The following is an 18,759-nucleotide window of genomic DNA, read 5'->3' on the forward strand; positions in this document are numbered from 1 at the left end:
GCGCCATGACCGACTACAGCAAGATCGATTTTTCGCCGATCATCGAAGCCTCAGCCGATGAGGTCGTCACCGAGTCGTACGTGCGCGATGTGGCGCTGCCATCAGGCGGCACACTCGCACTCATCACCCTCGACAATGGTCGCGACCACACTCGCCCCAACACCCTGGGCCCGCGCACCCTGCAGGCACTCGAGCGCGTGCTCGACGAGCAGCGCAGCCGCGCCGCAGCAGGAGAAATCCGCGCCGTCGCCATCACCGGCAAGCCGTTCATCTTCGCCGCTGGCGCCGACCTCTCGAAGGTCTCCACCCTCGCCACCGAGCAGAACGCCCGTCTCATGGCGCAGTACGGCCACCGTGTGCTCGGAAAGCTGGGCACCCTCGGTGTGCCCTCTTTCGCCTTCGTGAACGGACTCGCATTGGGCGGTGCGATGGAGATCGCCCTGAACTCCGACTACCGCACGCTCGATGCCTCCGCGGCCGCCCTCGCCTTCCCCGAGGTCTTCCTGGGCATCATCCCCGGCTGGGGAGGCGCGACGCTCGTGCCCAACCTCATCGGCATCGAGAAGGCGCTCGAGATCATCGTCTCGAACCCGCTCAAGAACAACAGAATGCTCAAGCCTCAGCAGGCCTTCGAACTGGGCCTGTTCGACGCGATGTTCGGCGCCGCGAGCTTCCTGGAACAGTCCATCGCCTGGGCCGACGGCGTCATCGCCGGCACCGTCAAGGTGGAGCGCCCCCATGTGCCCGGCAAGCTTGAACGCCTCACCAAGTGGCCGGCGGCGATCAAGATCGCCCGCGACACCCTCAAAGCACGTATCGGCACCGCGGCGAAGGCGCCTTATGTCGCGCTCGATCTGCTCAGCGCCGCGAAAGACAACGACATCGAGCGCGGCTTCGAACGCGAAGACGAGGCGCTCGCGCAGCTCATCTCGAGCGACCAGTTCGCTGCCTCCATCTACGCCTTCGATCTCGTGCAGAAGCGTGCGAAGCGCCCGGCTGGTGCCCCCGACCGTGAGCTCGCCCGCCCGGTGAAGAAGGTCGGTGTGATCGGTGCCGGCCTCATGGCTGGCCAGTTCGCGCTGCTCTTCGCCCGCAAGCTGCGCGTGCCGGTGCTCATCACGGACCTCGACCAGTCGCGCGTCGACAAGGGCCTCGCCTACATTCGCGGCGAGATCGACAAGATGCAGGAGAAGGGCCGCCTCTCCCCTGATGACGCCAACCAGGTGAAGGCGCTCGTGAGCGGCACCACCGACAAGTCGCTCTACGCCGACTGCGACTGGGTCATCGAGGCGGTCTTCGAAGAACTCGGGGTGAAGCAGCAGGTGTTCGCCGAAATCGAGCCGATCATCTCGCCCGAGGCGATTCTCGCGACGAACACCTCGTCACTTTCGGTCGAAGAGATCGGCGCGAATCTCGCGCACCCCGAGCGACTCGTGGGCTTCCACTTCTTCAACCCTGTCGCGGTGATGCCGTTGATCGAGGTCGTGCGGGTGCCCGCCACCGATGACCCCACACTCGCCACCGCGATGGCTGTTGCGAAGAAGCTCGGCAAGAGCGCCGTGATCACCGCAGACCGCCCCGGCTTCGTGGTGAACCGCCTGCTGGCAAAGGTCATGGGCGAGGCTGCCCGGGCACTCGATGACGGCACCCCTCTGCCCGTTGTCGAACGCGCGCTCGGGCCGATTGGTCTGCCGATGGGCCCCTTCGAACTCATCGACCTTGTGGGATGGAAGGTCGCGGCGCATGTGCAGGACACGATGGTGCACGCCTTCCCGGATCGTTTCTACGCTTCCGAGAACCTGCACCGGCTGGCCGAGGTCGACGGGCCGCTCCTCAAGACCAAGCTTGGCAAAGTGGAGGATCTCTCGAAGGCGGGTCGCAAGGCCGTCGTGCTGGGCAAGACCGCTGTGAGCGAAGAAGAGATTCTGCGCCGCGTGGAGGACCAGCTCGCTGAGGAAATCCGCATCATGCTCGACGAGGGCGTAGTGGCAGCCGCAGAGGACATCGATCTCTGCCTCATTCTCGGTGCCGGGTGGCCCTTCCAGGCAGGCGGGGCGACCCCCTACCTCGACCGCGTCGGAGCAAGCGAACGTGCTGCCGGCGGCGCCTTCCACAACCCGCGCATCCAGGGCGCCCACTAACAGCGCACTGCAGCACAGAGCCCCTGCTCGGATCATGTCCGAGCAGGGGCTCTTGCCTATATAAAGATGTGGCCGCGAGTGGCGGCTACTCCGGGCGGGCGATCGGGATCCGCTTTCCGCGCACCTGATCCGCCACCGCCGTAGCGATCTGTTCAGCGGTCAGGCCCGCGTCCTGCAGCAGCTCCTCACGGGAGGCGTGCTCCGGGAACGCATCAGGCGTGCCGAGCTCGCTCACCGCCGTGTCTACGCCGGCATCGCGCAACGCCTGCCGAATACGTGTGCCGACGCCGCCCACACGAATGCCATCTTCGATGCTGATGAGCAAACGGTGGCTGCGTGCGAGCTCGGTGACCGAGGGTGCAACAGGCACCACCCAGCGAGGATCCACAACCGTGGCCGTGATGCCCTGCTCGGCGAGGATTGCGGCGGCAGCAAGGGCCACCCGAGCCATCGGGCCCACAGTGACGAACAGCACGTCAGTCGATGACGTGTCGGTCTGCTCAGCGCTGTCAGCATCGCTGCCCGACGCACCTTCGTGTGCTTCGAGCAGCACGTCGACACCATCGTGGAGGCGCCGCACGGCCGGCACCGGCGCGCCCACCGAGCCCTTTGGATACCTGATCACCGTGGGGCCGTCATCCACCAGCACGGCCTCCCCCAGCAGCTCCCGCAGCGTCGCCTCGTCTCGGGGTGCGGCGATCCTGATGCCCGGCACGATCTGCAGCGTCGCGAGATCCCAGACACCGTTGTGGCTCGCACCGTCAGGGCCGGTGATGCCCGCCCGATCCAGCACGAAGGTGACGCCCGCGCGGTGCAGAGCGACGTCCATGAGCAGCTGGTCAAAGGCGCGGTTCATGAAGGTCGCGTAGATCGCGACCACAGGGTGCAGCCCACCGTAGGCGAGCCCTGCCGCGCTCGTGACCGCGTGCTGCTCGGCGATCCCCACGTCGTATACGCGCTCAGGGTGTCGTTCGGCGAGCAGGTCGAGGCCGGTGGGTGCGAGCATGGCAGCAGTGATCGCGACGATGCGTTCGTCGCCCGCAGCAAGCTCCAAGATCCGTTCACGGAACACCGACGTCCAGCTTGCACCGGATGCCGCCTGCACGGGCACACCGCTATCGGGGTTGATCTTGCCCACCGAGTGGAACTGGTCGGCCTCGTCGTTTTCTGCGGGAGCGTAGCCGCGCCCCTTCTCAGTGATGACGTGCACCAGAGTGGGGCGGCCGTAGTCTTTCGCCTGCCGCAGCCCTCGCTCAACAGCCTCGAGATCGTGGCCGTCAATGGGGCCCACGTACTTGATGTCGAGATTCGAGTAGAGATCCTGGTTACCCGATGCCCGGCTCGCGATGCCGCGCATCGCCCCGCGCGTGGCACGGTATACGGTACGGCCGGGAGCGCCGAACGCAGAGAAGAAGCGCTCACTGCCCTCTTGCAGCTCGCGGTAGCTCGTCGAGGTGCGCACACCGTTGAGGAAGCGCGCCATGCCACCGATGGTGGGGGCATAAGACCGACCGTTATCGTTGACGACGATCACCAGGTTGCGGTCGTTGTCATCGGTGATGTTGTTGAGCGCCTCCCACGTCATCCCGCCGGTGAGGGCACCGTCACCCACGACGGCAACCACGTGCCGGTCGTGCTGGGCGCGCCGAGCGAATGCTCGCGAGATACCATCGGCCCAGCTCAACGAGCTGGAGGCGTGTGAGCTCTCGACAATATCGTGCTCGCTCTCGGAGCGCTGCGGGTAGCCGGCGAGCCCGCCGCGCTGACGTAGCCGCGAGAAGTCTCTACGGCCCGTGAGTAGCTTGTGCACGTAACTCTGATGGCCGGTATCGAAGACGATCGGATCCCTCGGTGAGTCGAACACCCTGTGAATCGCGATCGTGAGCTCTACGACACCCAGGTTCGGGCCGAGGTGACCCCCGGTCTTCGCAACCTCGGCGATGAGAAACTCCCGGATCTCGGCCGCGAGCTTCCGGCACTCCTCGGGAGTGAGTGCGTCGAGGTCTCGGGGTGTTTCGATTCGATCCAGGATCGCCACTCGCCACCTCCGCTGTCGGTTCCGGCGGAATGCGCCGGGCATCCCCCGAGTCTACCGCGCCCGGCCAAGACGAAAGCCCGCCCCGCCCCAGCGAGTCGAGGACTCAGGGCGGTGCGGGCTTTCGTGCGATGCTGGCTCAGACAGTGTTCATAAGGCCGGCCAAGCGCAGCTCAGGCGGTGTTGGTTCAGACGGTGTTGGCTCAGACCAGCGAGCGCAGCACGTACTGCAGAATGCCACCGTTGCGGTAGTAGTCGGCCTCACCGGGGGTGTCGATGCGCACGATCGCGTCGAAGGCGACCTGCGAGCCGTCTTCCTTGGTGGCGGTGACCGCGACAGTCTTGGGGGTGACGCCCTCGTTCAGCTGCTCAACACCGGTGATGTCGAAGGTCTCAGTGCCGTCGAGGCCGAGGCTGTCGGCGCTCTGACCCTGGGGGAACTGCAGCGGCAGCACGCCCATACCGATGAGGTTAGAGCGGTGGATGCGCTCGAAGCTTTCGGTGATGACGGCCTTCACGCCGAGCAGGCTGGTGCCCTTCGCCGCCCAGTCGCGCGACGAGCCCGAGCCGTACTCCTTACCGCCGAGCACGACGAGCGGAATGCCGGCGGCCTGGTAGTTCTGGCAGGCGTCGTAGACGTAGGCCTGGGGTGCGCCCTCCTGGGTGAAGTCGCGCGTGAAGCCGCCCTCGACCCCGGCGCCGTTGTTCTCGGCGGCGAGCAGTTGGTTGCGGATGCGGATGTTCGCGAAGGTGCCGCGGATCATGACCTCGTGGTTGCCTCGACGCGAGCCGTAGGTGTTGAAGTCCTTCGGGGCGATGCCGTTGGCGACGAGGTACTGGCCCGCGGGGGTCTCTGCCTTGAAGCTGCCGGCGGGGCTGATGTGGTCGGTGGTGACGGAGTCGCCGAGCTTCAGCAGCACGCGCGCGCCCGAGATGTCGCTGACGGGCTCCGGATCGCGCTGCATGCCATCGAAGTAGGGCGCCTTGCGCACGTAGGTCGACTTGTCATCCCAGGCAAAGGTGTTTCCGTCGGGGGTGGGGAGCGAGGTCCAGTGCTCGTCGCCGTCGAAGACCGTCGCGTACTTCTCGACGAACATCTCGGAACCGATCGAGGCGTCGGCGATCTGCTGCACCTCGACGGGATCGGGCCAGATGTCGCGCAGGTAGACGTCGTTGCCCTCTGAGTCTTCGCCCAGGGGCTGGTTCTCGAAGTCGAAGTCCATAGTGCCGGCGAGCGAGTACGCGATCACGAGCGGCGGGCTCGCGAGGTAGTTCATCTTGATGTCGGGGTTGATGCGACCCTCGAAGTTGCGGTTGCCCGAGAGAACTGCCGTCACGGCGAGGTCGTTGTCGTTGACCGCCTGCGAGATCTCCTCGTTCAGCGGACCCGAGTTGCCGATGCAGGTGACGCAGCCGTAGCCGACGGTGTAGAAGCCGAGCGCTTCGAGGTCGTGCTTGAGGCCAGACTTCTCGTAGTAGTCGGTGACAACCTTTGAGCCGGGAGCGAGGGTGGTCTTCACCCACGGCTTGGCCTTGAGGCCCTTGGCGACGGCGTTGCGGGCGAGCACGCCGGCCGCGAGCATCACGGAGGGGTTCGAGGTGTTGGTGCAGGAGGTGATCGACGCGAGGGTGACCGCGCCGTGGTCGAGCTCGAACTCGTTGCCGGCCTGATCCTTCACCTTGGCGGGGTTCGCGGCCTGGGCGTAGTTCTTGAGGTCGGTTTCGAACTGGCTCTTCGCGTTGCTGAGCTCGATGCGATCCTGCGGGCGCTTCGGACCTGCGATCGACGACACCACGGTGCTGAGGTCGAGCTCGAGGTACTCGCTGAACTGCGGCTCGCGGGCAGGATCGTGCCACATGCCCTGCGCCTGCGTGTACGCACGCACCAGCTCGATCTGCTCCTCGCTACGACCGGTGAGGCGCATGTAGTCGAGGGTGACATCGTCGACCGGGAACATGGCCGCGGTCGAGCCGAACTCGGGGCTCATGTTGCCGATGGTGGCGCGGTTGGCGAGCGGCACCGAGCCGACGCCCTCGCCGTAGAACTCGACGAACTTGCCCACGACGCCGTGCTTGCGCAGCATCTGGGTGATGGTGAGCACCACGTCGGTAGCGGTCACACCAGCGGGGATCTGACCCGACAGCTTGAACCCGACGACACGCGGGATGAGCATCGAGATGGGCTGGCCGAGCATCGCGGCCTCGGCCTCGATGCCGCCAACGCCCCAGCCGAGAATGCCGAGGCCGTTCTGCATGGTGGTGTGCGAATCGGTGCCCACGCAGGTGTCGGGGTAAGCGCGCAGCACGCCGTCAACAGTGCGGGTGAAGGTGACCCGTGCCAGGTATTCGATGTTGACCTGGTGCACGATGCCGGTCCCCGGGGGAACCACCTTGAACTCGTCGAAGGCGCCCTGGCCCCAGCGGAGGAACTGGTACCGCTCACCGTTGCGCTGGTACTCGATCTCGACGTTGCGCGCCGCAGCGCCGGGCGTGCCGTAGACATCGGAGATCACCGAGTGGTCGATCACCATCTCAGCCGGCGCGAGCGGGTTGATCTTGTCGGGGCTGCCGCCGAGATCGACGACCGCTTCACGCATAGTAGCGAGGTCGACGACGCAGGGAACGCCGGTGAAGTCCTGCATGATCACGCGCGCGGGAGTGAACTGGATCTCGGTGTTGGGCTCTGCGGAGGGATCCCAGCCGCCGAGCGCCTCGATGTGCGCGCGGGTGACATTGGCGCCGTCTTCGGTGCGCAGGAGGTTCTCGAGCAGCACCTTCAGGCTGTAGGGCAGGCGCTCGTGTCCCGGCACCTGATCGATACGGAAAATCTCGTACTCCTGCTCGCCTACGGCGAGAGTGCCCTTCGCTCCGAAGCTGTTGACCGCTGCCATTGCAGTTCCTCCACTCATGTCACGACACGCCGTATTCGGCGCCCTGCCCGCAGGCAAGATATCTCGATGTCGAGATAATTCTACACCCACTGCGGGCGCTCTTCGATCACTCTACCGGAGGCGGAACCCCTGCTTTTGCAACGGTTTCGGGCGCTTAATCATCAGATGATGGGGTCGTGTTCGACTGCTCTGCGAGCGACGCAGACACCCGACTCAGCACAAGCCAGGTCAAGATCGCGGCCAGCGCGAACAGCGGAACACCCATCAGCAGCCGGGCGAGTCCCAGCGCATCCACCGCAGCGTCTCCTCCGCCGCGCTCCGCAGCGAAATAGAGTGGCAGCTGCACGGCGAGACGCGCGCCGAAGGCGGCAATCCAGAACACCGTGCAGAGCTTCGCAGCGCGCCGCAGCACCGGGATCCGCCGCCACTCCGTGAGTGATCCGCGCAGGAAGCCGAGCAGCAGACCGATCAGCGGCCAGCCCACAAGCAGCGACACCGTGTGCGCCACGATCCACGCCGCGTTGATCCAGAATCCGGGCAGGTAGTAATCCTCGCCGCGGCCGGTGAACATCGTCACTGCCACACAGATCAGCACACCCACCAAACCCGACAGTGCCGCAGAAACCGGCTCCCGACGGATCAGCCGCCAGCCGAAAGCGAGCAGCGCAATCACGAGAGGCGCGATCGCCGCCACCCGGGCGTCGCGGGTGACGATGTACACGCCCAAATAGAGCGTTGCCGGCACCAGTGCCTCCGCGATCCCGCGCCAACCGCCGATCGCATCGAGCACGCCCCGTGCCGAGACGCCCTCGCCGTGCATCCCAGCCTCGACAACACTGCCCAAGCCGCCCCGAGACCCCAGAGCACGCGCATCGGGGCCGGTCGTTGCCTCAAGCCCCTCGGATGCGTCGTCGGGTCTGGCGCTCACGCCTGCTGAACCCCACCTGCGGCAGGCTCCTGGCGCTGCGCCTGCACACCTGCCGGCACGCGCAGCGGCAACAGTTCGCTCGGAGGCATCGGCTGCTCGCCACGCACCACAACGAGCTCACGGAACAGATCCATCACCCGCTCGCGAGTCGCCACATCAATGGCAGCCTTGCCCATGATCACGCCGCGCAGCATCCAGCGGGGGCCGTCCACTGCGATGAAGCGCGCAACACGGGTGCCGCCGCCCTGCTCCGCCGGAACTGCCGTCTGCGCCACAAGCTCTGGACCGAGCGGGCCATCTTCCTCAACAAGCGCCGCTCCCTGGCCAGCCATCTGCTGCGCAAGCTCAGCGCGCACGCCATGCCATAGTCCAGTGGATTTCGGCGCAGCGAAAGCCTGCACCTGCAGCAGCGACTCCGCATAGTCGAGCGACACTGCAACTACGCGATTCGCGCGCTCATCGACCTCAAGACGCAACTGCAGCCCCTCGCGCGGCGCCACCTTGATGCCGCCCAGATCCACGTAGGGGCGCATCGCAGGAACTTCGCTCGCGTCGAAGGGGCCCGCTTCGGCCCGATCCGCGGGCGCCGACTTCGCATCGTCGATCTGCGGCGCCTGAGGCTCCCTCAGCTCGACCTCGTCGGCCTGTCGTTCTTCGCTCATCCTCGGAACACTCCTTATTCGTGCCCGGGCTTCCGGGCTCTCCGTCAATTGTGGGAGCGCGGTCTCAGCCGCGCACTCCTGTCGATCCGAACCCTGACTCGCCACGCACGCTTTCAGGCAGCTGGGACACCGGCACGAATACCGCGCGAGACACCGGGGTGACGATCAGCTGCGCGATCCGGTCGCCGGCCTCCACTTGGAACGGTTCGGAGCGATCCGTGTTGAGCAGCGTCACCTTGATTTCACCGCGGTATCCGGCGTCCACCGTGCCGGGCGAGTTCACCACGGTGATGCCGTGCTTTGCGGCAAGACCACTGCGAGGCACCACGAAAGCCGCGTAGCCCTCGGGCAGTGCAATGGCCACTCCCGTCCCGATCAGCGCACGCTCCCCAGGCTCCAGCAGCACCGATTCGGAGGCGAACAGGTCGGCCCCGGCATCATCGGCGTGCGCATAGCGCGGGGGGATCTCGGCTCGAATGGGAATCTCTACGACATCGGTCACCCGGACAGGCTACCGGATCCGACCGAGAACCCCTGTGCGCCTCAGCAGCCGAGCCTCGGCGCTCGGCATCCTCCCCGCGCGACGCTGGGATAATGGAGGCATGACGAGTCGATCAGACGCAGCGCCCACCGCCCGTGCCTACCGGGAGCGACTGCTCCCCGGGGTCGGCCTCTACATCGCCCTGCTGCTGCTCGTGCCCGCGGTCGCGCTGGTACTCACCCCGATCGATTCGACACTCGCCTTGCCGGTAGGCATCGCGGCGTACCTCATCGTCGCCGTCGCGGTGACGCTCATGTGCCCGCTGATCACCGTGCAGGGGCAACGCCTGACGGCCGGGCGGGCCGAGATCCCGGTGCAGCAGCTCGGCAGCATCGAGTTGCTCGGCTCAGAGGGCATTCGCGCAGCAATCGGGCCGGGCGTCGACGCGCGCAGCTACCTCGTGGTGCGCGGGTGGATTCACCGAGGTGTGCGGATCGAGAACATCGACCCCGCTGATCCGGCACCGTTCTGGATCATCACCACGCGGCACCCGCAAAAGCTCGCCGAAGCGATCGAGGCCGCGAAGGGCTGACTCGTGTTCTGCCCGAGGCGAGTGCCTCGGGCAGAACACGACTCTCCGCTGGCTGAATTCAGGCAGCGCATTCCCGGAGCTAAGGCCCCGGCGTGGCATCCGCTGAATCGCCTGCTGGATTCAGGCTGCGCACTCCGCGCAGACCGGTCCGAGATCAGTCTCCTCGGCCATCTGCGAGCGGTGGCGCACCAGGAAGCAGCTCACACAGGTGAACTCGTCGTCTTGCTGCGGCAGCACTACCACGTCGAGCTCGACGTCGGACAGGTCCGATCCGCCGATGTTGAAGCTCGGGTTGTCGGCATCCTCCGAGTCGATACCGGAGGCTCCCTTGGCGGGTCCGCGTTCCTTCAGAGCCTCGATCGACTCGGCTTCTTCCTCGGACTTGCGCGGGGCGTCGTAATCGGTGGCCATTCTCTCCTGCATTCCCGTGCCGCGGGAGCGGCACCTCATCGTTCGAGCGGCCATAGTCTGCCCTACGATCACGGTTCGGCGCAAACTCTTCGCCTCGGATTTCTCTGTACGCGAAGTCTCGCAGGCATGTTCTCCGCGGCATTCTGGGGCACGCGCCGCGTCAATACCCAGAGGAACGGCGGATCTGTGGCAGCCTGGGTCGCGACTCACGAAGGGAAGCGCCGATGGACGAATTGCGCCTTGTGCGACGCGAAGAGCGTTCGCTGATCGTTGCCAACGACGCCGGCGAGGAGTTCCGTCTCGTCGTCGACGATGCCGTGCTCAGCGAAATGCGCCATCTGGGCCGGCGGGAGCGCGACACTTCCCGCGTGCGCCCACGCGAAATCCAATCCCTCATCAGAGCTGGAAAGACACGCTCGCAGGTCGCGCAGTTGACCGGCCTCGACGAGGCCGACATCGAGCGCTATGAGGAGCCCGTGATCGCCGAGCGCAACTATGTGCTCGAACGCGCCCACGCCGTACCCGTGCGCACCGTATCGGACGATGACGGCGATCAGCGCTTCGGCGCCGTGATCGCTGAGCGTCTCATCGGCCTCGGATGTGACACTAGTGAGTGGTCGTCATGGCGTGATCCCGAGACTGGTTGGATGATCGCCCTCGAGTTCATCTCCCACGATGTTGCGCATCGCGCGGTCTGGGCGTTTGAGCACCGCAAGGGCCTGCTTTCCCCGGTCAACCCCGACGCCGTCAACTTGTCGAAGCAGGGCGATGTCGGAGACAGGCTCATCCCGAAGCTGCGTGCCGTCGATGCAGCCGATGCCTCACCGCGTTTCGACTCCGGGGCTTTCCGCGAATCGTCCGAGGCTGAATCAGTTGCTTCCGAAGACGCCGCAGAAGCGCACGGTGACCCCGTCGAACCAGAGACCACTGCAGACCTCCCCGCCCCACTCTCCGACGCGAACGCCGAGTACCAGCGTCGTCGCGAGATCGATCAGCGCGCGATTAAGTCGGAGGCTGCGGACTCCGATCTGAGCCAAACCGCGGATCTGCTCGACGCTCTGCGCAAACGACGTGGCGAGCGCGATCGCAGCCGGAACACCGCGGAGGAGCCGCTCGAACGGCCGACGCCAGTGCACCCCAGTGTGCAGCCCGTGCCTCCGGCTCCTCCCGCTCCTGCGGCCGATCCTGAACCAATCCCGACTCCCCCGCGCAGCATCTGGGGTGCCGTGAGCGGCGCCCCAGAGGCAACTGAGCATACGACGGAGCAAACCGAGCTGACCCGCCAGAACGAGGCAAACCGCAAGCCAGACTCCGGCCGCAAGGGCGAATCGTCGGAGGGCGAACGAGGCGGGCGAAAGGGCCGCGCTTCGATTCCCAGTTGGGATGACATCCTCTTCGGCACCCGCAGCGACGAGGACCCGGCGTAGGGGGTCTCGGCAACGCCCGCGAGGCGCTGTCTAAAACGCCGGCGTCGCTGCTGCGACGGCTGAAGCGAAGCCGCTGCCCGCGAGCGCACCCGCCAGCACAAGCGGCACGCCTCGCTCGTCCTCGCTGAACGACCCGTGCTGCCCCACCATGTCGAGCGAGCGCGGATCGTCGGCTGAGCTGTAGTAGGCCACCTGCTTGCGCGCCGCGATCACCACGTCGCCGATCCGCTGCGCAACCTCCGGCGCGACAGCACCGAAGCACCCGGAAGCGACGGCTTCCTCTCGCGTCGCGACCCACGCGCGGGCACCCTCGGCCTCGGCCCAGAGGCGCGCGACTGCCTGCGCGTCGGCACCGTCGAGCAGGAACAGTGAGCGGAAGCGGGGCTCTCCCCCAACCTCGTCGACATCCGCGAACAGCTCGGTATCAGCGTCGAGCATCACTTGCTGGTGCGCGCCAACGTCGACAATGCCGTGATCGGCTGTCACAACGACCCCAACGTCTCCAGGCAGCGTACGCAAGAACGCATCGAGTTCGGCGTCGAAACGTTCGAGCCACCGCGCCCAGGCGTCGCTCTGCCAGCCGTGCTCATGCGCCGCCTTGTCGAGCTCGTCGATGTAGAGATACGCCACGATAGGCTCGCCGCGCCGCAGCAGCTGCGACGCGGCCGCGAAGCGATCCTCGATCCGCTGCCCTGGTACGTACTCGGCACCGCTGAGAATTGCCTCAGTGAGGCCGCCTGTAGCGTGCGCCGGTCGCCCGATCGCGACGGGCCGAGCGCCGATAGCGCTGGCGACCGTGAACAGCGGCGTCGCTCGCTGCCAGGCCGAGCGATCCTCGATGCCCTGCCAATCTTTCAACGTTGTTACGAGGCCGAGCTTTGGGTGGCGGATCCGGTAGCCGATCAATCCGTGCGCACCGGGCAGGCGCCCGGTGGTGAGCGTGGTGAGCGCCGCACCCGTGGTCGATGGGGCAACGGTTTCGATGCGCCGTTTGGGCAGCTTGGCGAGCGCCGGGGCGTGCCCCTTGCGGGCCTGCAGATTCGCGTGGCCGAGGCCGTCGACCACGATCATCACGAAGGAGCGGATCGCGGGGAGCTTGGCGGTGTCGGGCACTGGCACGCCCGGGGTGATCTCGAGCGCTGCTCGCGGATCGACGCCGAGCCCCCTGGCGACCGCGGAGATCCCGCTTGGCAGAATCGCGGCCAGCCTCGCACCGTTGTCGGCGGTCGTCGGTAGCATGATCTCCATTATGACCGAATCCCGAAGTGACGCCCCGCACGAGACCGCGGGGGAACGCATCGAAGACATCGACATCTCGCAGGAGATGGAGGGATCATTTCTCGAGTACGCCTACTCGGTGATCTACTCGCGCGCTCTTCCCGACGCCCGCGACGGGCTCAAGCCCGTGCAGCGGCGCATCCTCTTCATGATGCAGGACATGGGCCTGCGCCCCGAGAAGGGCCACGTGAAGTCGGCGCGCGTCGTGGGCGAGGTGATGGGCAAGTTGCACCCGCACGGTGACGCGTCCATCTACGATGCGCTTGTGCGCCTCGCCCAGGGCTTCGCGATGCGTTTGCCACTCGTCGACGGCCACGGCAACTTCGGCTCGCTTGATGACGGCCCAGCCGCGTCGCGTTACACGGAGGCGCGCCTCGCAGGCGCCGCGCTCGCGATGACCGAAGCGCTCGACGAAGACGTCGTTGACTTCGTGCCCAACTACGACAACCAGATCATGCAGCCGGAGGTGCTGCCCTCAGCGGTGCCCAATCTGCTGGTGAACGGTGCCAGTGGCATCGCTGTCGGCATGGCCACGAACCTCGCCCCGCACAACCTCATCGAGGTCGTCGACGGCGCGAAGCATCTGCTGCATCACCCGGAGGCCACCATTGACGAACTCATGGAGTTCATCCCGGGCCCAGATTTGCCGGGCGGCGGCATCATCGTCGGTCTCGACGGTGTGAAAGACGCCTACCGCACCGGGCGCGGCGCGTTCCGCACCCGCGCAAAGGTGTCGGTCGAGCCGCTCGGGCCGCGACGCACCGGCTTGATCGTCACCGAACTGCCCTACCTCGTCGGCCCCGAGCGCGTCATCGAGAAGATCAAGCAGGGCGTCGAAGCGAAAAAGCTCTCGGGCATTTCCGATGTGGCCGACCTCACCGACCGCAAGAACGGGTTGCGCCTCGTCATTACCCTCAAGACCGGGTTCTCGCCGGAGGCCGTGCTCGAGCAGCTGTACCGCTACACCCCGCTTGAAGACTCGTTCAGCATCAACTCGGTGGCTCTCGTGAAGGGGCAGCCGCAGACGCTCGGCCTGCGTGAGATGCTGCGGGTCTTTCTCGACCACCGGGTCTCGGTGATTACGCGCCGCAGCGAGTACCGCCTGAAGAAGCGCCGCGAACGGCTGCACCTCGTCGAAGGCCTGCTCATCGCGATCCTCGACATCGACGAGGTCATCCAGCTCATCCGCACGAGCGACGACGCCGAGACGGCCCGCACGCGGCTCATGCAGGTGTTCGACCTCTCCGAGCCGCAGGCCGAGTACATCCTCGAGCTGCGCCTGCGCCGCCTCACCAAGTTCTCCAGGGTCGAGCTCGAATCCGAGCGAGACCAGCTGCGTGCCGAGATCGAGGCCCTCCTCGAAATTCTGAGCAGCGACGAGAAGCTCCGCGGCGTCGTCGCCGCCGAACTCGACCAGGCGGCCGAAGCGTTCGGCACCCCACGACGCACCGTGCTCACCGGAGCGGTGGCGCGACCAGCGCGCGCCTCAGCATCCGCAGCCTCGCTCGAAGTGGCCGACACCCCTTGCACGGTGCTGCTCTCGGCGACGGGCCGCGCGCTACGCATCGACCGCGACCCCGAGGCCGCCGAGTCGCCCCGCGCCGCAGCCCGGGCGACCAAGCACGGTGCCGTGGTGTCGCGCGCCGACGGCACTGTGCGGGGCGAGCTGGGCGCGATCCTCTCCGACGGCACCCTGCACCGCTTCACCCCCGTCGACCTGCCGCTCGTGCCGGCCGCATCCATCGCGTTCTCGGCCGGCGTGAAGATCGCCGATTACCTGGGCCTCACCGACAAAAAGCTCCGCGTCGTGGGTCTCGTGCCGCTCGACGTCGAAACGCCAGTAGGCCTCTTTACCGAGCAGGGCACGGTGAAGCGTGTGGTGCTCACCGATCTCCCTGCGAAGCCCTCGTTCGAGTTGATCGGGCTGAAAGCGGGCGACCGCCTCGTCGGCGCCTTCGCCGCGTCAGATGACAGCGAGTTCGCAGTGGTAACGAGCGATGCGCAGCTGCTGCGCTTCGCGGCATCCTCGGTGCGACCGCAGGGTCGCCCCGCCGCCGGAATGGCGGGGATCCGCCTCGGCAGCGAAGCACGGGTCGTGTTCGCGGGAGCCGTGCCCAACGGCGCAGAGGCTCGCGTGGTCACCGTCGCCGACAGCTCGATCACTCTGCCGGGCACCGACGTCGCCACTGCGAAGGTGACCGAGTGGTCGGAGTTCCCAGCGAAGGGGCGCGCCACCGGCGGTGTGCGAGCTCAACGCTTCCTCAAGTGGGAAGACCAGATCGCCTGCGCGTGGATCGGCACCGGTGAACCTCGCGCTCTCGCCGCCGACGGCACAGCTCGCAAGCTGCCGAGCGAACTCGGCAAGCGCGACGGCTCCGGGCAGCCCATCGACGGTGCCGCAGCCTACGTCGGCGAAGCCCCGTAGCATTCATGTGGCAAGGCCTTAGCGGGCCGTGCCACATCAGCGGCCGGCGATCCGCCCCCGCATGCCTGCGTCACAGCGCCACCATCAGCACCCCTACCACCACGATCCCCGCGGCCAGCAGCCGCAGCAACGGTCGGTCTTCTTTGTAGCGGATCGCACCGTAGAGCCCCACCAGCACCACGCTCACCTCACGCACAGGCGCCACCAACGACACCGGCGCAAGTGTCACAGCCGTCAACACGAGCACGTAGGAAAGCGGCGACAGCACACCAAAGGCGAGCAAACGCAACCTGTTGCGGCGCAGCTCCTCACGCAGCCGCGCGATCGCTCCTCCGCGCTGCTCAAGCAGCAGCATCACGGAGAAAAGCGGAATCTCGGCGAGGGTGCACCCCACCATGAACGCCACAGGCGCGATTCCCGTGCCCGCCACTGCGTGAGCGTCCCACACCGTGTAGGCGGCAATCGCCACCCCTGTCAGGAGCCCATAGACGAGCCCGGGATCGAAGCGACGCCGCCGCACTCCTCGGCCGGGTCGGCCGACAACACCAAACGCCGCAACACCTCCGATCACCAGTAGCACACCGATGAGCGCGCCAGGGCCGGGGCGCTCGCAGAGCAGCGCGACGGCCACCACCACAGTGAGGATGGGAGCGGTGCCCCGCGCCGTTGCGTACACCGTGGAAAGATCACCGCGCGCATAGCCGCGTTGCAGCACGAGCATATAGAGCACATGCAGTGCACCGGAAACACCGACACCCAGCAGGAACGCGCCGGCCGAGGCAGTGCCGAGCCCGCCGGTAACGGGCACCACAGCGGCCCAGAGGAGGGTGCTCGCCACCGAGCCCCACCAGAGGAACGGCACACCGGAACGGCTCGAACCGTGCGCGATGATGTTCCACGCCGCGTGAGTGATCGCCGCAGCGAGCACGAGAAACAGGGCTGAAATGGGCACGGCAGAACCTTCTGCCCGATCGCGAACGGCGCGACGGGCGAGGTTCCTCCGGGCTTTTGTCCTGTCAGATGACGCCGGATCATGGAACCCGACGTGGCGCCGCTCGGACCAGACGGATCAGGTGCGAACACCGCGACCCCGGAACCCTAGGCGCTATCGCTTTCAAGCCTAGCAGCGGGCCGACCGCCCGTGAGCTCGGCGGGGCCGCTGTACGCTACGCGTCGATGCGCTCCCTGTCGAGATCGTCGGCGTTCTCCACGATGAACTCCTTGCGTGGAGCAACCTCGTTGCCCATCAGCAGCTCGAATACCCGAGAGGCGGCCTGCGCATCCTCCACACGCACGCGACGCAGCGTGCGCTGCGAACGATCCATTGTCGTCTCCGCGAGCTGATCCGCATCCATCTCACCGAGGCCCTTGTACCGCTGAATGGGCTCCTGATACTTCTTACCGCGCTTGCGCAGATCGGCGAGCAACGCCGTCAGTTCGCGCTCGCTGTAGGTGTAGATGACGTCGTTCGGTTTGCGCCCGGCGTTCTGCACGATCACCCGGTGCAGCGGCGGCACTGCGGCGTAGACGCGCCCCGCCTCGAGCATCGGCCGCATGTAGCGGAAGAACAGCGTGAGCAGCAGCGTGCGAATGTGCGCGCCATCAACATCGGCGTCGCTCATGAGGATCACCTTGCCGTAGCGTGCCGAATCGATCTCGAAATCACGGCCAGACCCCGCACCGATGACCTTGATGATGGCACCGCACTCGGCATTCGACAGCATCTCGGCGACAGAGGCTTTCTGCACATTGAGGATCTTGCCGCGAATCGGCAGCAGCGCCTGAAACTCGCTGTCGCGCGCAGGGCGGGCCGTGCCGAGTGCGCTATCGCCCTCGACGATGAACAGCTCGGTTTCGGCCACGTTCTTCGAGCGGCAGTCGATGAGCTTCGCCGGCAGCGATGAGCTTTCGAGTGAGCTCTTCCGACGCGCGGTATCCCGCTGAGCTCGCAGCGCGATGCGGGCCTTCATCTCGGAGACCATCTTCTCGAGCAGGGCGCTCGTCTGGGCTTTGTCGTCGCGCTTGGTCGAGGCGTAACGCGCGTCGAGACCCTTCACGATGGCGCGGGAGACGATGGAGCGCACAGCAGCGGTGCCGAGCACCTCCTTGGTCTGGCCCTCGAACTGAGGTTCTGGCACACGCACGGTCACCACTGCGGTGAGACCTGTGAGAATGTCGTCCTTGTCGGGCCGGTCGCTGCCGGCCTTCAGCTTGCGAGCGTTCTGCTCGATTTGCTTGCGGAAGAAACGAGTGAGCCCCTGTTCGAAGCCGCTGAGATGCGTGCCGCCCTTCGGCGTCGAGATGATGTTGACGAAGGTTTGCACCTCGGTGTCGTAGCCGGTGCCCCAGCGCAATGCGATATCGACCTCGCAGCTGCGCTCCACCTCGCGCGACACCAGGTGCCCGGTTTGTTCGTCCATCACGGGCACCGTCTCAGTGAAGGTGCCGGAGTCGATGATCCGCCAAGTTTCAGTGAGGGGCGCATCGACCGCGAGGAAGTCGACGAACTCAGAAATGCCACCCTCGTACTCGAAGCGGTGCACCGGCGGGTCACCCGCCTCGGTGAGCGACTCAGGCCGACGATCAGTGATTTCGATGGCGAGGCCGGGCACGAGGAACGCGGTCTGACGGGCCCGGGCCACGAGAGCATCGGGTTCGAAGCGGGCGGTGGCGAGGAAGATTTGCGGATCGGCCCAGTAGCGCACGCGGGTGCCGGTGACGCCCTTCTTCACCTTGCCAACGACGCGCAACTCCGAGGAATCCTCGAACGCGGTGAACGGGGCATCGGGACCATCGCCGTCGAAGATGCCAGGCTCGCCGTGACGGAACGACATCGCCCAGGTCTTGCCGTCGCGATCGACCTCGACGTCGAGCCGGGAAGAGAGTGCGTTCACCACCGATGCGCCGACGCCGTGCAGACCACCGGAAGAGGCGTAGCCGCCGCCGCCGAACTTGCCGCCAGCGTGCAGCTTCGTGAAGACGAGTTCGACGCCGGACAGGCCGCTCTTCGGCTCGACATCGACGGGCACGCCGCGCCCCTGATCGGAGACCGTCACACTGCCGTCTTCGTGGAGGGTGATGCCGATCTCACGGCCGTGTCCTGCCAGGGCCTCGTCGACGGAGTTGTCGATGATCTCCCAGAGGCAGTGCATGAGGCCGCGCGAATCGGTCGTACCGATGTACATGCCGGGCCGCTTGCGCACCGCTTCGAGACCTTCGAGCACGGTGAGGTGCCTGGCGGAGTAGCTCGACTCCGCTGAGGTGGACGTTGCCGCCCCGGTCGCTGAACGCTCCGATGCCACTGTGGGGATCTCCTCTGCTCGACGGACGCATCTACCCTAGGGCAGACCACCGACGTGGACTGTCGTATCGCTCGGCGAGTGCGGATCCCGCGCGATGCCGGGCTACGCGCACAGCGAACCCGGGCTTGCTGAGGCACGAAAATCACCTCGGCGTGCTTGGATAGAGGTGGAACGATTGATCGGACG

At 66.4% G+C, this 18,759-nt stretch carries 13 protein-coding genes; 4 read left to right on the plus strand and 9 right to left on the minus strand.

Features of this window, described 5'->3' with window-relative positions:
- Positions 1–5 precede the first annotated feature (5 nt).
- Positions 6–2,141, plus strand: a complete 2,136-nt coding sequence (locus WFI54_RS01300) for a 3-hydroxyacyl-CoA dehydrogenase NAD-binding domain-containing protein (protein ID WP_336650995.1) — start codon at positions 6–8, stop codon at positions 2,139–2,141.
- Between the two features lie 85 nt (positions 2,142–2,226).
- Here the strand turns inward: WFI54_RS01300 and dxs are convergent, their stop codons facing one another.
- The 5 genes from dxs to dut all read right to left on the minus strand — a co-directional run bounded on the left by dxs (position 2,227) and on the right by dut (position 9,159).
- A complete protein-coding gene (dxs, locus tag WFI54_RS01305) occupies positions 2,227–4,179 on the minus strand; it encodes a 1-deoxy-D-xylulose-5-phosphate synthase (protein WP_336651634.1) in 1,953 nt (650 codons plus the stop codon).
- Positions 4,180–4,379: 200 nt separating this feature from the next.
- Positions 4,380–7,067 carry an aconitate hydratase AcnA gene (acnA, locus tag WFI54_RS01310; RefSeq protein WP_336650996.1) on the minus strand — a complete coding sequence of 896 codons (2,688 nt, stop codon included), beginning with the start codon at positions 7,065–7,067 and terminating at the stop codon, positions 4,380–4,382.
- A 154-nt stretch (positions 7,068–7,221) separates the two neighbouring features.
- Positions 7,222–7,995, minus strand: coding sequence for a DUF3159 domain-containing protein (locus tag WFI54_RS01315; protein WP_336650997.1), 774 nt, complete (start codon positions 7,993–7,995; stop codon positions 7,222–7,224).
- Positions 7,992–8,657: a DUF3710 domain-containing protein gene (locus WFI54_RS01320; RefSeq protein ID WP_336650998.1), complete on the minus strand. Its 666-nt coding sequence runs from the start codon at positions 8,655–8,657 to the stop codon at positions 7,992–7,994. The genes WFI54_RS01315 and WFI54_RS01320 overlap by 4 nt, the downstream gene beginning before the upstream one ends.
- Before the next feature lie 64 nt (positions 8,658–8,721).
- Entirely contained in the window at positions 8,722–9,159 is a 438-nt protein-coding gene (gene dut / locus WFI54_RS01325) for a dUTP diphosphatase (RefSeq protein ID WP_336650999.1), read from the minus strand.
- Positions 9,160–9,259: 100 nt separating this feature from the next.
- Between dut and WFI54_RS01330 the strand changes: the two genes are divergently transcribed.
- Positions 9,260–9,730 (plus strand): DUF3093 domain-containing protein, encoded by a 471-nt coding sequence (locus tag WFI54_RS01330; protein WP_336651000.1) that lies wholly within the window; start codon positions 9,260–9,262, stop codon positions 9,728–9,730.
- A gap of 120 nt (positions 9,731–9,850) precedes the next feature.
- Here the strand turns inward: WFI54_RS01330 and WFI54_RS01335 are convergent, their stop codons facing one another.
- Positions 9,851–10,141 (minus strand): DUF4193 family protein, encoded by a 291-nt coding sequence (locus WFI54_RS01335; RefSeq protein ID WP_336651001.1) that lies wholly within the window; start codon positions 10,139–10,141, stop codon positions 9,851–9,853.
- A gap of 224 nt (positions 10,142–10,365) precedes the next feature.
- Between WFI54_RS01335 and sepH the strand changes: the two genes are divergently transcribed.
- On the plus strand, positions 10,366–11,568 hold the full coding sequence (gene sepH, locus WFI54_RS01340; RefSeq protein ID WP_336651002.1) for a septation protein SepH: 1,203 nt from the start codon (positions 10,366–10,368) through the stop codon (positions 11,566–11,568).
- 30 nt (positions 11,569–11,598) lie between these two features.
- On the opposite strand, the gene WFI54_RS01345 is transcribed toward sepH, so the two are convergent.
- Positions 11,599–12,807, minus strand: coding sequence for an alkaline phosphatase family protein (locus tag WFI54_RS01345; RefSeq protein ID WP_336651003.1), 1,209 nt, complete (start codon positions 12,805–12,807; stop codon positions 11,599–11,601).
- A 10-nt stretch (positions 12,808–12,817) separates the two neighbouring features.
- On the opposite strand from WFI54_RS01345, the gene WFI54_RS01350 reads away from it, so the two are divergent.
- On the plus strand, positions 12,818–15,271 hold the full coding sequence (locus WFI54_RS01350) for a DNA gyrase/topoisomerase IV subunit A (protein ID WP_336651004.1): 2,454 nt from the start codon (positions 12,818–12,820) through the stop codon (positions 15,269–15,271).
- A gap of 70 nt (positions 15,272–15,341) precedes the next feature.
- Here WFI54_RS01350 and WFI54_RS01355 read toward each other — a convergent pair whose 3' ends face one another.
- A complete protein-coding gene (locus WFI54_RS01355; protein ID WP_336651005.1) occupies positions 15,342–16,223 on the minus strand; it encodes an EamA family transporter in 882 nt (293 codons plus the stop codon).
- 214 nt (positions 16,224–16,437) lie between these two features.
- Complete coding sequence (locus tag WFI54_RS01360) at positions 16,438–18,573, minus strand: DNA gyrase/topoisomerase IV subunit B (protein ID WP_336651006.1); 2,136 nt, start codon at positions 18,571–18,573, stop codon at positions 16,438–16,440.
- Between the last annotated feature and the right edge of the window lie 186 nt (positions 18,574–18,759).

Origin of the sequence: Leucobacter sp. MMO-125 (assembly GCF_037148395.1) — a bacterium.
Taxonomy (GTDB): domain Bacteria; phylum Actinomycetota; class Actinomycetes; order Actinomycetales; family Microbacteriaceae; genus Leucobacter.